General features: G+C 43.5%; 13 protein-coding genes. 6 read left to right on the forward strand and 7 right to left on the reverse strand.

Annotation, left to right across the window (positions count from 1 at the left end; translation table 11 throughout):
• Positions 1-39: 39 nt before the first annotated feature.
• On the reverse strand, positions 40-924 hold the full coding sequence (locus tag Q1X33_RS14955; RefSeq protein WP_005230108.1) for a LysR family transcriptional regulator: 885 nt from the start codon (positions 922-924) through the stop codon (positions 40-42).
• Positions 925-1,261: 337 nt separating this feature from the next.
• Between Q1X33_RS14955 and Q1X33_RS14960 the strand changes: the two genes are divergently transcribed.
• From Q1X33_RS14960 to Q1X33_RS14970, 3 genes are all read left to right on the forward strand, one after another.
• On the forward strand, positions 1,262-2,233 hold the full coding sequence (locus Q1X33_RS14960) for an alpha/beta hydrolase (protein WP_213357375.1): 972 nt from the start codon (positions 1,262-1,264) through the stop codon (positions 2,231-2,233).
• A gap of 122 nt (positions 2,234-2,355) precedes the next feature.
• A complete protein-coding gene (locus Q1X33_RS14965) occupies positions 2,356-2,868 on the forward strand; it encodes a cyclophilin-like fold protein (protein WP_005230112.1) in 513 nt (170 codons plus the stop codon).
• Positions 2,869-2,890: 22 nt separating this feature from the next.
• The gene (locus Q1X33_RS14970; protein WP_005230114.1) at positions 2,891-3,460 is read left to right on the forward strand and encodes a sugar O-acetyltransferase; all 570 of its coding nucleotides are present in this window, start codon (positions 2,891-2,893) and stop codon (positions 3,458-3,460) included.
• 78 nt (positions 3,461-3,538) lie between these two features.
• Here Q1X33_RS14970 and Q1X33_RS14975 read toward each other — a convergent pair whose 3' ends face one another.
• Positions 3,539-4,993 carry a flotillin family protein gene (locus tag Q1X33_RS14975; RefSeq protein ID WP_005230116.1) on the reverse strand — a complete coding sequence of 485 codons (1,455 nt, stop codon included), beginning with the start codon at positions 4,991-4,993 and terminating at the stop codon, positions 3,539-3,541.
• 25 nt (positions 4,994-5,018) lie between these two features.
• Positions 5,019-5,546 carry an NfeD family protein gene (locus tag Q1X33_RS14980; protein ID WP_034869394.1) on the reverse strand — a complete coding sequence of 176 codons (528 nt, stop codon included), beginning with the start codon at positions 5,544-5,546 and terminating at the stop codon, positions 5,019-5,021.
• 426 nt (positions 5,547-5,972) lie between these two features.
• Here Q1X33_RS14980 and Q1X33_RS14985 point away from each other — a divergent pair, with 426 nt between their 5' ends.
• Entirely contained in the window at positions 5,973-6,101 is a 129-nt protein-coding gene (locus Q1X33_RS14985; protein WP_005236316.1) for a hypothetical protein, read from the forward strand.
• A 79-nt stretch (positions 6,102-6,180) separates the two neighbouring features.
• On the opposite strand, the gene spxB is transcribed toward Q1X33_RS14985, so the two are convergent.
• The 3 genes from spxB to Q1X33_RS15000 all read right to left on the reverse strand — a co-directional run bounded on the left by spxB (position 6,181) and on the right by Q1X33_RS15000 (position 9,399).
• On the reverse strand, positions 6,181-7,914 hold the full coding sequence (spxB, locus tag Q1X33_RS14990) for a pyruvate oxidase (protein WP_034869396.1): 1,734 nt from the start codon (positions 7,912-7,914) through the stop codon (positions 6,181-6,183).
• Between the two features lie 127 nt (positions 7,915-8,041).
• A complete protein-coding gene (locus tag Q1X33_RS14995; protein WP_005230122.1) occupies positions 8,042-8,734 on the reverse strand; it encodes an N-acetylmannosamine-6-phosphate 2-epimerase in 693 nt (230 codons plus the stop codon).
• A gap of 179 nt (positions 8,735-8,913) precedes the next feature.
• A complete protein-coding gene (locus Q1X33_RS15000) occupies positions 8,914-9,399 on the reverse strand; it encodes a MerR family transcriptional regulator (protein ID WP_005230125.1) in 486 nt (161 codons plus the stop codon).
• A gap of 137 nt (positions 9,400-9,536) precedes the next feature.
• Here Q1X33_RS15000 and Q1X33_RS15005 point away from each other — a divergent pair, with 137 nt between their 5' ends.
• Positions 9,537-11,015: an MDR family MFS transporter gene (locus tag Q1X33_RS15005; RefSeq protein WP_005230127.1), complete on the forward strand. Its 1,479-nt coding sequence runs from the start codon at positions 9,537-9,539 to the stop codon at positions 11,013-11,015.
• Positions 11,012-11,719, forward strand: coding sequence for a DUF4811 domain-containing protein (locus tag Q1X33_RS15010; RefSeq protein ID WP_005230129.1), 708 nt, complete (start codon positions 11,012-11,014; stop codon positions 11,717-11,719). Before Q1X33_RS15005 ends, Q1X33_RS15010 begins: the two co-directional genes overlap by 4 nt.
• 134 nt (positions 11,720-11,853) lie before the next feature.
• On the opposite strand, the gene Q1X33_RS15015 is transcribed toward Q1X33_RS15010, so the two are convergent.
• A complete protein-coding gene (locus Q1X33_RS15015; protein WP_005230130.1) occupies positions 11,854-13,008 on the reverse strand; it encodes a pyridoxal phosphate-dependent aminotransferase in 1,155 nt (384 codons plus the stop codon).
• Positions 13,009-13,016: the final 8 nt, after the last annotated feature.

Raw genomic sequence — 13,016 nt, forward strand, 5'->3', positions numbered from 1 at the left:
CTCATAATTGTTTTGAGATAAATCTTTTTTTATTTGAAATCATTCCTCTATAAAGCGTTCCTTCATCCGCTCCAAGAAAAGTCCAGAGGCTTTTGAAAAAACTTGGGTGTTCTTCCAAATGACTGCAAGATCTGATTCAAGAGTGGGACTCAATTTTCTAAAGCATAAAGGACTGTCAGGGGTGAAGTTGATTAATTTGTCGAGGGTCAATGCATAGCCGACGCCTTCTTCAACCAACTTTGACGCATTGTACACGAGATTATACGTGGCAACGACAGTCAATTTGTTCATGTCTTTTTTCAACCATTTAGAAAGCTCACTGCTGACCAGACTTTGTCGTGAAGTAATCAAGGGAACCTCCCAGAGATCCTTTGGTGTGATGACTTCGTTACTAGCAAGGGGACTGTCTTTTCGCATCAAGACGCCCCAGGTGTCTCTGGCAGGTAAGCGCAAGGAATGGTATTTTTTGACGTCGACGGGGCTGATCACGACGCCAAAATCCAACAATCCTTTGTCCAACCGTTCTTTGACCTCGTCAGCATTGCCGCTAAATAAATGAAATTTGACGTTAGGGTACTCAACTTGAATCTCCTTGATGATTTTTCCCAACATCTGGATCACGTAGGTTTCTCCAGCACCGATCGACACGTTGCCCGCAATCGTATCTCGAGGCGACAAAAATTCAGAACGGGTCTTTTCTAACAATTCTACAATTTCTTCCGCCCGCTTACGAAACAAGAGGCCATCTTCCGTCAGCGTAATTTTGCGATTGCCTCTGGTGAACATCGTGACACCTAATTCTTTTTCTAACTCCATTAACTGTCGTGACAGGGATGGTTGCGAGAGATGCAGATGTTTTGCGGCAGCTGAAATCGTTTCTTTTTCTGCAACTGTTAGAAAGGTGGTTAAACTTTTTAATTCCATAGGTCTATACTCCTTTTTCTATGCTATATATGAATAGTTGTGTATTTGATATTAGTATTTTACATAGAAAGATGCTGCAAGTACAATAGGTTTATCCAAAAATAGCTCAAGCGATCAAGAAAAAACGATCATCCAGACCTTGATCATTTGAGAAAAATTGGAGAATCGCCCTAAGGTACAGGATAGTTGACCGAGAAAGAAGGCGAATGAAATGAAAAAATGGCAAAAGAAGGCCCTTGTGTCTTTAGTTGTGCTGGCACCGTTGGTTTTAGGTGCTTGTAGCAGCAATAATGAGGAGACGAATGAAGAGCCGCAAGCCAGCTCAGGAGGAGAAACGATGACAGAAAATGTTTCATTGACAGATGAATGGGATAAAGTTTTCCCAGAAAGTGACACGGTGAATCACCGAAAAGTGACTTTCCAGAATCGTTACGGGATCACTTTAGTTGCTGATCTTTATGAACCAATTGATGCGCAAGGACCACTTCCAGCAATCGCCGTTAGCGGACCTTTTGGAGCAGTCAAAGAGCAGACATCTGGTCTATATGCGCAAACGATGGCAGAGCGTGGTTTTGTTACGATCGCTTTTGATCCGTCCTATACAGGTGAAAGCGGTGGCGAACCACGCTATGTGGCTTCCCCAGACATTAATACAGAAGATTTTCAAGCAGCCGTCGATTTTCTATCTGTCCAAGAAAACGTAGATGAAGAAAGAATCGGTTTGATCGGGATTTGTGGCTGGGGTGGTCTAGCTTTGAACGCCGCAGCCATCGATACCCGTGTGAAAGCGACTGTTTCTGCCACCATGTATGACATGTCGCGAGTCAATGCTCAAGGGTATTTTGATGAAATGGGAGCTGAAGGACGCCATGAATTGCGCCAGCAGCTGAACGCCCAACGTACAGTTGATTTTGCCAATGGCAGCTACGAACGAGCAGGTGGGGTACCAGATACACTGCCAGAAGATGCGCCGGTCTTTATGCAGGATTATTTTGATTATTACAAAACAGAACGAGGCTACCACGAACGTTCCTTGAACTCTAATGATGGTTGGAATGTCACGTCTTCGCTGTCATTCTTAAATATGCCACTTTTGTCTTACATTGATGAGATCCAAAGCGCCGTTTTATTGCTTCATGGAGAAGAAGCCCACTCACTTTACTTCAGTCAAGACGCTTTTGAGCAATTGCAAGGTGATAACAAAGAGCTGACAATTATTCCTAATGCTTCGCATGTTGATCTATACGACCAAACAGAGGTGATTCCTTTTGACCAAATGACCGAATTCTTCCAAGAGCATTTGAATTAAACCGCAACAACCAGCTGCACGACTGTTCAGTCCCGTTTCCTCTGCTGAGCAGTCGTGTTTTAGAAAATAAGCATTCTGTTGCCCGCCGCTACATCGAATCATCAGCAGAAAGGAGCGAAGCCATGTTGATAAAACTCATCCCTGCTGTCTTGCTGTTCCTACTAAGTGCCTGTGGGACAAGTGGAACAGAGGAGAGGCATGCGCTGACTGCCAGCGAAACTTCCTCTGAGGCAAGTCAGGATCATGATCAACCGACGATTGAATCAGCAACAGATGTGGTCATTACGGTTGGTCAACAGGATTTTATAGTAAAGTTTTATGAAAATGAGGCGTCTGAATACCTAATGAATCAAATGCCCTTCACGTTGACAATGAGTGACTTGAACAACAACGAGAAATATTATCGTTTTTCTGAGAATTTGCCAGAAATGACTACAGAACGGCCGGAGATCATTCACGCAGGAGAAATCATGAGCTGGAATAGTCATACGTTGGTTCTGTTTTATCAGACCTTTACCAATTCTTATGGTGGCTATAGTCGTATCGGCGTTATTGAAGATCCAGCAGGATTAAGGGAAGCGTTGGGGGAAGAGGACGTGGAGGTTGTCTTTTCGCTAGAAAATACTCGTGAGTAACGAATGATTAGGAGAAAAACAAATGACGATCGATCAATTAAACAAACTTATGGCAAGTGGTGAACCCTTACTTGCCGGTTCGCAAGCTTCAAAACAAATGATGGCTTTGAGTGCTGAGGCGAGAAAATTGACCATGAAAATCAATACGGTTTATCATGAACCTCATGAATTACAAGAACTTTTTGCCCAATTGACTGGGAAAGCAGTTGAACCGACATTTTCGCTTTTTCCGCCTTTTTATACAGATTATGGCAAAAACATCCAAATTGGCAAAGGGGTGTTTCTTAACGCCGGTTGTCATTTTCAAGACCAAGGAGGGATCACGATCGGTGATGGTACCCTAATTGGGCATAACGTTGTTCTAGCTACCTTGAATCATGGACTTCACCCTGAAGATCGTAGCACGCTTTATCCAGCACCCATTACGATTGGGAAGAATGTCTGGATTGGTTCAAATGCAACGATCGTTGCTGGTGTGACCGTCGGTGACCATGCAATCATTGCTGCTGGGGCAGTGGTGACCAAAGATGTCGCTGAGCGCACGATCGTGGCTGGTGTACCTGCAAACTATGTCAAAGAGGTCACTGAGTAAGCACAATAGCAATGAGTAAGAAAAAAACTGCTGTTCGCCTTGTCGCTTTTGAAGCGATGAAGACGAACAGCGGTTTTCTTATTCTTGAGGCGGCTCGCTCGTATTGGAACCGGCGAAGTTTTCGATCAACGATTTCACATCCAGACCGAGGGTTTCTTTCAAAGTTTCTTGTGTGGTCGATAAGAGATTGGTGGCGTAATTGGTGACACGATTGGCACCGCCGCCTTCACCTGATCCTGTATCAACGACCGAAATTTTATCGATATTGCCTAATGGGGCGGCAGCCTCTTTGACTAATTGCGGCATGATCTCAACGATCATGCTAAGGATCGCTGCTTCATCATATTTCTTGAAGGCTTCAGCGATTTTTTCCTTCGTTTCAGCTTCCGCCGTTCCTTTCGCCAAGGTCGTCTCGGCTTCTGCCAAACCAATCAGACGAATCTTATCGGCTTCAGCTTTTGCCAACGACTCTGTTCGAAACTGCTCAGCTTCAGTGGTTGCTAACGCAGACGCTTTTTTCGCTAATGCTTCTTGTTCAAGCGCATAACGATCGGCATCGGCTTTTTTCTTGATCTCAGAATCAAATTGGCGTTCACGACGCAAGATTTCTTTTTCTTCCAATTCGATTTGTTTTTGTCGTTCAACGACTTCAACTTCAATCTCTTGTTCTCGAACTTTTTGTTTCATGATGGCACTTTGCAGATGATAGGCTTGATCGGCATCGGCTTTGGCGATGTCTTGTTCTTTCTTATAAAGCGCCAACTTCAATTCTTTTTCCTTTAATGCTTCAGCGATTTCGGTCATGCGTTTTGATTCCGCTGTTTGCGATTCTTGTTCCGATTGGGCTTTTTTGATGCGGGTTTCTTTCAGCGCTTCGGCTTCTGCAATTTCAGCATCCCGTTTGACTTGGGCGATTCTAGGTTTTCCAAGAGAATCTAAATAGCCATTTTTGTCTCGTACTTCTTTGATCGTAAAGGAGACAATGATCAAGCCCATTTTCGCTAGATCGACAGAGGCCACTTCTTGCACGCTTTGGCTGAATTTGTCGCGATTTTGATAGATTTCTTCGACGGTCATCGAACCAAGGATCGAACGCAGGTGACCTTCCAAGACTTCTCGTGCCTCATTTTCTAATTCTTCACGGGTTTTTCCTAGAAACTGTTCCGCTGCCGTTGCGATTTCTTCTACGGATGAGCCAATCTTGATAATGGAAGTTCCATCACACATAACGGGAACTCCTTGTTCCGTATATACTTCTGGTGTTGAAACATCCAGCTTGCTGGAAAGTAAGCTGATTCGGTTTGATCGTTGGAACACTGGCAAAACAAAGGCTCCGCCACCACGCACGATTTTGATTTTGTTATTGCTCTCATCCGCATGAACATTTTTGTTGCCAAGGTAACTTCCGCTGATAATCAACGCTTCATCGGGCTTGGCTGTTTGATATTTCGTGACAAAGATGATCAAAAGCATCAGTAAAATGAACGCCACGATTGCGATCGGAAAGACAATTGGTGATAAGAAAATATCCATAGATGCACCTCTTTAGTGATTTATTTTAGTTGTCCAAAAATTTTTCTGTATAGGGAACGACGTAGCAAATACGCTCTTTGACTTCAATAATCAACACTTTTGATCCTGCTGCTAATGGTTCATCGATTGGTTGAAAAGCCGAGGCTGGACGATTACTTGAACCAGTGACACTTATGAGTTGAATTTCACCCATTCCTTCACAAGGAATCGGCGTCAGCACCGTTGCGATTCGACCTTCAAAGTCTTTCTCGGAACTCGAAAGCGTCGCTTCAGCATTCCTCATGGGAATCAGCACGTAAAAATTCAAGAGAAAAACGAGCCCTGTAGAAAGACAAGCGCTACCAATGAAAAGCATCATCGAATAGCCTGGGAAAATAGTTTCCCCTAAGTAACCGAAAAGACTCGTAAAGGCAAACCAGGGGATGATCAACATCGGATCAATTGGACCATCAAAATCGAAGATATCGCCAAACAGAAGCAGCAAAAAGGCTAAAATGGCACAGCCAATCAATACATACAAATAAATCTGATCAGGTGCGTAAGTGTGCAGCACGTATCCACCTCCTTTCAAATAGAGTGATTTGTAAGAACAATGAAAGCTAAGAAACAATCGAAAGAAGAACGAGGGAAGGAAAAGAACGGAATAGGTGTTCTGTTATAATTATACCAATAAATAATAAAAAAACTTAAATAAAATAGTAAAATTGAACAAATAGTACAACAAAGGGAGGTTTATTTTTTTGAAAGAGCCGATCAAAAATCAGCTTTTTTTCATCAGCCATTGACAAACCAGGAAAATCCAAGTAGATTAAATCAGGGTACTAGAAAAAGGCAAAATTAGCTGCAGATGATTTGAATCGTAAGAGGCAGCTTTTATTTTCTATTACCATAGATCGAAGGTAGTTGTTCGCAAACATAAAAGAAGTCAGGAACACTTCTTTTCAACCGACAGTATTGCTAAGAAATAGAGGTGGAATCGATGGATCAAAAAGAAAAAATGTTAGAACTAATCAAGAAAAAACAAGGCGGCGGCCGTTCAAAAAAGATGGAATCCCCAAAAAATGATCGAAAAAACATGCGTAAAGGTCCGAAAATTTATAATAAGTAAGGCGATGCATTAGAAACATGAAATGGTTGATGAAAAAAAAGAGAGAAGGACAGGATTTCTGTCTTTCTCTCTTTTTTATTTACTCTTGAGAATCCACGTACAACTCACTCAAAGCTCGCAGATCATGGACTTGGTATTTTGCTTTAAAAGCTGCGATTTCTTCAGCGCTGAAGCGGTTCGGATCAAGTTTCAGTTCTTCGACAGGAAGAGGTCGTTCGTTAGCGATCTTGACATCGATCACCACAGGTCCGTGGCTTTCTTTAGCTTGTGTAAAGACGGATGCTAATTCTTCTTCCTTCGTTACCGTGAAGCCTTTCGCACCCAATGCTTCCCCAACTTTACCAAAATCAGCACCGGCTAATTGGACACCGAACTTGGTTTGCTCGGTATCTTCTTGCTCCGCTTCGATGAAGCCGAATGAGTCATTGGAAAAGACCACGTTGATGATTGGCAAATCATATTTCACTTGGGTGATGATGTCTTGCATTTGCATCGCAAAACCGCCATCCCCACTAAAGGTAAATACTTGGCGATTCGGATAGCTCAATTGAGCTGCGATCCCACCAGGTACACCATTACCCATTGTCGCAAACCAGCCAGACGTTGTAAAACGCTGTTCACCCGTCATTTCTAAATGACGGATACTGTGGATCGTCACATTACCGACATCCGTGACAAACAGAGCATCAGGAGCTGCAATCCGGTTGATTTCTCGATAGATAGGTTCAGGACGCAAAGGCTCTTGCGAATCATGGTAAAAACGATGGCGCCATTCATGCCAATTGCGACAGTTTTCTTGATTGGCTTTTAACCAAGCATCTGCAGGACGAGGGGCTGCCATCTCTGTCCATTTTCTAAGAGCGGTCGCACCATCTCCTAAAACGGAGACATCCGTCTGATGACGACGACCAAATTTCGAGGCGTCGATATCAACTTGGACAAAGTTGGCACCAGGATTGAAAAAGCGGCGGCCAAAAGGGAAGTCACTGCCGACAAAAACGATGAGATCGGCTTCTGCCAAAGCTTCATTGGCAGGTTTTGTCGCAACCCGTCCAGCAAATCCAAGAAAGTTTTCATAAAGATCAGGCACGATGCATTTGGCTAAGACAGAAGCTGCGATAGGCATCGAGAAATGCTTAGAAAAAGCATCGATGGCATCAAAATGACCAAAGAGACCTTGTCCGATATAAAGGACGGGTTTTTTTGCTTGTTCAAAATAAGGAAGGGCAGCCTGTAAATCCTCTTCATCAGGCTGGAGAACACCTGTCTTATGATTTTTTGCGGTTGCAATCTCCTGTTCGTCGATTTCTGCAAACCCGTAATCGACTGGGATCGTTACCACAGCGACTCCTTTAAATTTGTAGGCTGCTTTAATGGCTTCGTCCACCACGTGGGGCAAACTTTCAGGGGACATGACCGTGCGATTGTAGATACTGACATCAGCGAACATCGGATTTTCATTCATTTCTTGAAAATCATTGTAGTTCATCGAGCTCGAAGCTACTTGTCCTAACAAGGCAACGACGGGCACGTTATCCATTTGAGCATCATATAAGCCATTGATCAAATGGGTGGCACCCGGACCAGCAGAACCAAAAACCGCACCGACTTTTCCCGTTAGCTTGGCATCAGCCGCTGCTGCCAGCGCACCTGCTTCTTCATGACGTACTTGAATATACTTGACCGATTGCCGTTCATGGTACAAAGCATCCATCGTTGAGTTGAAAGAGCCACCGGGAATTCCATAGATATGGTCGATGCCCCAAGCTTCAAAAACCTTGATCATTGCTGTACCAGCATTGATTTTTGTCATTTTCTTCACTCGCTTTCTCTGTTGTCATTCGTTCTCTTTTAAGTATAAACGTTTCTCAAAAAGACAACAAAGAATGCGCCTTCTGTCACAAGGCGCAGTGAAAGACTTATTTTAGGAAATGAACGACTCAGTTGCGCAGCTCTTGCACGAATCGGCTGGCGATCTCTTTGGGTCGGGTGATGGCACCACCAACCACGATACCCGTCACACCCATATCTTGGATTTTCTTTGCTTGTTTCGGGGTGTGGATCTTGCCTTCGGCTATCACTGGAACCTTTGCCGCAACCAATTGCTGGATCAATTGATAATCTGGTTCGTCAATGGTGGGACTATTCGCCGTATAGCCGGACAAAGTTGTACCAACAAAATTGACGCCCGCTTCAAAGGCATTGATGCCTTCCTCATAGGTGGCGATATCTGCCATGAGTAGTTGATGGGGATAAAGAGTTTTGATTTGTTTGATAAAGGCATTGACCGTCAAGCCATCGTGACGTTTGCGCAAGGTGCAGTCCAAAGCGATCACCGCAATCTGTAAAGCTGCTAATTCGTGCACCTCTTTGATGGTCGCTGTGATAAATGGTTCTTCAGGTGGATAGTCTTTTTTGATGATTCCGATGATCGGCAGATCAACAGCGACTTGGATTTCGCGAATATCGCGAACGGAATTGGCACGGATGCCAACAGCTCCAGCTTCTTGAGCTGCTTTTGCCAATAGGGGCATGACACCGCCGTTTTCGGTATACAAGGGTTCTCCAGGCAATGCTTGACAAGAAACAATCAACCCGCCCTTGATTTGTTGGGTAAAGACTTCTTTTTCCATTTATATGACACTTCCCATTCTACTAAAGGTTCGTTTCTCCCTTCGACTATATCATGAGGTTTTTTGCTTGTAAATGAATCAACACCTCTTTGAATCAAAGGCAAGACATTCAAAAAACGTGCAGCAAGCATCATTGTCATGGATACTTGCTGCACGTAACGAATAGGCTAGGCAGATTTTTATTCTGCTTGTTTTGACGTGCATTGCTTGAACTTTTCAAAATCGATCGTTTGATTAGCAGGCAGCACTTCGTATTGCAATCGTTCTGTTTCTTCATCGTGAATGATATGGAGGATTTTTCCTTCGTCATCTACTGGTCCCAGACTGATGATCGTAAAGCGTTCATTGATGACTTCTAAATTTTGTAAAACCCCAGAAAACACTTTGCGAATATGATGGGCGGTTTTGATTTTTTTGTCCGCTTTTTCAACAGCCTTGGCCAACGTAAAGCCTTCATCTAAAAACGTTTTGATCATTTCCACTTTGACGACCGTGGGCAGTCGGTATTTTCGTGGGGCATTTTCTTCTTGTGGGACCGATTGAATAAATCCTTTTTGTTCCCAATAACGCAATTGGCGAGGGGAGATATCACACATTTGGCTAAGTTCGCTGATGCCGACCAACAAGTTTTCATTATCAACGAGTTTTCGAAAAAGATGAGACATACGGACTCCATTCTTGTAAAGGTATTTGTTGATATTGTAACTTGTTTTACTTTTATGTCAAGTAGGTTGACAAATTTCAGGGAAAGATTTAAAGTAAAGAAGGTTTTATGAAAAATATACTGAAAAGAGTGTGAAATATGTCAACGAGTCGTCCTTTAGATATCTACGGCAAACCTTACAACCGTTCCTTACTGGTCATGGTTTTGCTGATCGGTACGTTTTGTACTGTTTTGAACCAAACATTGTTAACAACGGCTTTTCCAACTTTGATGGATGCCTTTGACATCTCAGCATCTGATGTTCAATGGCTGACCACTGGTTTCTTGCTGGTCAATGGGATCATGATCCCGATCACCGCATGGCTGATCAACAAGTTCAGCTCAAGAAGTCTTTACTTAACGGCAATGAGCATCTTCCTTGCAGGAACGATCGCTTGTTTTGCTGCACCGAACTTTTCTACATTATTGATTGGCCGCTTAGTGCAAGCTGCCGGTGTAGGGATCTCGATGCCGCTTTTGCAAAATATCATGTTGTCGATCTTCCCACCAGAAAAACGCGGTTCAGCCATGGGCATGTCAGGAATCGTTATTGGGTTAGCACCAGCCTTAGGCCCAACGTTATCTGGTTGGATCATTGATCATTATGACTGGCGCTATTTGTTCGGAATGGTCATTCCGATCGTCGTTTTAGTCTTAGTCTTAGCGCTCTTTCTAATGAAGAGTGTGATTGAATTGTCGCATCCGAAAATCGATCTGTTCTCAGCGATTTTATCAACCCTTGGTTTTGGTACATTGCTCTATGGCTTTTCAAGTGTCGGTGACAAAGGGTGGGGCAGTATGGAAGTAATCGGTTTTCTAGCAGCCGGTGTCTTTTTCATTGCTTTCTTTGCATGGCGTCAATTGCACATTGAGCATCCGTTCTTAGAGTTGCGCGTGTTCAAATCAACGACCTTTACCTTGGCGTCGATCCTTTCAGGGGTCACGAATATGGCGATGATCGGTGCTGAAATGGTTCTCCCATTGTATATCCAAAACATTCGTGGTGAGTCAGCGTTTCATTCAGGATTGATGTTATTGCCAGGTGCGTTGATCATGGGGATCATGATGCCGATCACTGGTGCGATCTTTGATAAGTATGGTGCAAAACGTTTAGCTATCACCGGGATGTTTATCTTGACTGCCGCAACCTTACCATTTGCTTTCTTAACAAAAGATACACCGATTTTGCATATCATCATTCTTTATGGGATTCGGATGTTCGGGATCTCAATGGTGATGATGCCAGTAACGACTTCAGGAATGAATGCCTTACCTGGTCATTTGATCAGTCACGGTACCGCGGTAAACAATACGTTCCGTCAAGTAGCCAGCTCAATTGGTACGGCTATCTTGATCAGTGTCTTGACAAACGTAACCAAGGGCAACTTGCCAAGTGATTCTTTGCTGGATGCAACGCCTTTGGCATACAAAGAAAAAGCAATCGAAGCGACTTTATCTGGCTACCATGCCGCCTTTTATGTGGCAGCGGTCTTTAGCTTCTTAGGATTCTTGATCGCCTTCTCCTTAAAGAAAAAAGAACCACGATTGACGGTTCTTGAAGGAGGTGTGGACAAATGATCTTGCTTTTGATCGTTCTTAGCGTGTTAGGGTTTGCAGTACTGAATGTCTTTGCCAAAAACAAGCTGCAAACAGGTTTATCATTGGTCTTAGGTCTAGTCTTCGTGGCAAGTGTCGTCGCATTGATGGCCAATTTGACCTATCATTTTGGAATGGAAAAAGAAACGACTGCTAAAACAACCCCACTGGTTTCTAGTGCCGATAACGAGAATTTTGATTTGCTATTGTATCAGCCATTAGGAGATGGTACGGAAAAAATCTACCTATATAAAACGGATGCTGATCAAGAGGAACCAAAACAAACCGGTACTGATAAAGTGACCAATGTCGTGGAAACAGGGGCTGATTCAGCTCAATTAGAAACAAAAACGACGCGCTGGGTTTATAAAAGTGACCTATCACGCTTCTTGTTCGGGATCGCTGATAACGATGGCCAATATGTCAGCCGTACCAATACGTTCTCATTGCCAGATTCATGGGAAGTCTTGAGTGTGGATCAAGCAAAAAAACTGGCTTCTTTAGCGAAAGAACAAGCGGACACCATGAAAACACAAGGACAAGCCTATGTCCAAGAAAAAATGCAAGCTGCATTAATGGCTGATCCAACTATGGATGAGGCAGCCCAAAAAGCAAAAATCGCTGAATTGACAGAAGCTTATCAAAAAGAAGCGATGGCAAAACTGCTGGAAGAAGCAAAAAAGTAAAAACGAGCAGATAGTCAGGGGAGGGAAGAATCAAATCGGATTATTCTGTCCCTTTTTTATATGGAACGTGATACTTTTGAAAAACGGCTGCCACCAAAAAAAATCCCACACACTAGAAGTGAGTGGGATTTTCTTTAATCAAATGAGCACGCGGCAATCCGGTCGAAAGCTTCTTTTAACAAGTCCAACGATTGGGTGGCAGCTAAGCGAACATAGCCATCGCCGGTCGTTTCTCCAAAGGCTTTCCCAGGGATCATCAGCACACTGGTTTCCTTTAATAATTTCTCGACAAAGCTGACAGAGTCCAACCCCGTTTGTTCAATGTTGATGAAGGCATACATGCTTCCTTTGACTGGGGATAAGGAAAGGAACGGGATCTCAGCAACCCGTTGTTCAATGTAAGTCAGTCGTTCCTTAAAGACAGCAACCACTTGCGGCACGAGGGTATCATAGTGATTCAATGCGTAAATACCTGCCCGTTGTGAAGGAGTTGGTGCCGAATAGGCGATCGCCTCATTGATCAGTTTTGCCGTAAGATTGATCGATTCAGGTGCGATCATGTAACCGATCCGCCAGCCTGTCATGGCAAAGGCTTTTGAGAAACTGCTGAATGTGATGGTGTTCTCAGGTGCGAAGGCTGCCATCGGTACAAAGGTGTCATCAAAGCAAAAGGCTTCATAGACTTCATCTGAGAGGATTAGTAAGTCATGTTCAATGGCAACTGCTGCGATTTTTTCAAAAGTTTCTGGAGAAAAAACAGCACCAGTAGGATTGTTGGGTGAATTGATAATGATTGCCCGGGTTTTCTCAGTGATAGCGGCCTTTAAAACCTCGACGTCGATTTGAAAGCCATCTTTTTCAAAGGTCGGAATAAAGACTGGCACACCACCGACTAGTTCGACTTGTTGTTTGTAAGGCGAAAAGTACGGTTCGTGAATAATCACTTCATCACCGGGATCAATGATGGCAGCCAAAGCTAAGTACATGCCATGCAATGCACCGACAGTTCCTCGTACTTGGCTAGGAGAAAAAGTAAGCTGGTATTGCTTTTGATAAAAATCAACGACAGTTTGGATAAAATCAGCACTGCCGTCTGAAGCGGTGTATTTTGTATGACCTGCTTTGACGTCAGCAAAAGCTGCTTCAATGATTGTCGCATCTGTAATCAAATCAGGATCACCAATCGACAAATCAATCAAATTTGGGGTTTTCTTCGCAAGAGTGGCGATCTCCATTAAAAGATTTTCTTCTGGTTGTAAAAAACGTTCTGCAATCAACGGACGGTTCATTTTGTCAT

Source organism: Enterococcus sp. B2E4 (assembly GCF_030499455.1).
GTDB lineage: Bacteria > Bacillota > Bacilli > Lactobacillales > Enterococcaceae > Enterococcus_D > Enterococcus_D casseliflavus.

Coding starts and splice junctions, on each gene's coding strand:
- Q1X33_RS14955 (WP_005230108.1), bottom strand. CDS start 924: ATGGAATTAAAAAGTTTAACCACCTTTCTAACAGTTGCAGAAAAAGAA.
- Q1X33_RS14960 (WP_213357375.1), top strand. CDS start 1,262: ATGACAGAAAATGTTTCATTGACAGATGAATGGGATAAAGTTTTCCCA.
- Q1X33_RS14965 (WP_005230112.1), top strand. CDS start 2,356: ATGTTGATAAAACTCATCCCTGCTGTCTTGCTGTTCCTACTAAGTGCC.
- Q1X33_RS14970 (WP_005230114.1), top strand. CDS start 2,891: ATGACGATCGATCAATTAAACAAACTTATGGCAAGTGGTGAACCCTTA.
- Q1X33_RS14975 (WP_005230116.1), bottom strand. CDS start 4,993: ATGGATATTTTCTTATCACCAATTGTCTTTCCGATCGCAATCGTGGCG.
- Q1X33_RS14985 (WP_005236316.1), top strand. CDS start 5,973: ATGGATCAAAAAGAAAAAATGTTAGAACTAATCAAGAAAAAACAAGGC.
- spxB (WP_034869396.1), bottom strand. CDS start 7,914: ATGACAAAAATCAATGCTGGTACAGCAATGATCAAGGTTTTTGAAGCT.
- Q1X33_RS14995 (WP_005230122.1), bottom strand. CDS start 8,734: ATGGAAAAAGAAGTCTTTACCCAACAAATCAAGGGCGGGTTGATTGTT.
- Q1X33_RS15000 (WP_005230125.1), bottom strand. CDS start 9,399: ATGTCTCATCTTTTTCGAAAACTCGTTGATAATGAAAACTTGTTGGTC.
- Q1X33_RS15005 (WP_005230127.1), top strand. CDS start 9,537: ATGTCAACGAGTCGTCCTTTAGATATCTACGGCAAACCTTACAACCGT.
- Q1X33_RS15010 (WP_005230129.1), top strand. CDS start 11,012: ATGATCTTGCTTTTGATCGTTCTTAGCGTGTTAGGGTTTGCAGTACTG.
- Q1X33_RS15015 (WP_005230130.1), bottom strand. CDS start 13,008: ATGAACCGTCCGTTGATTGCAGAACGTTTTTTACAACCAGAAGAAAAT.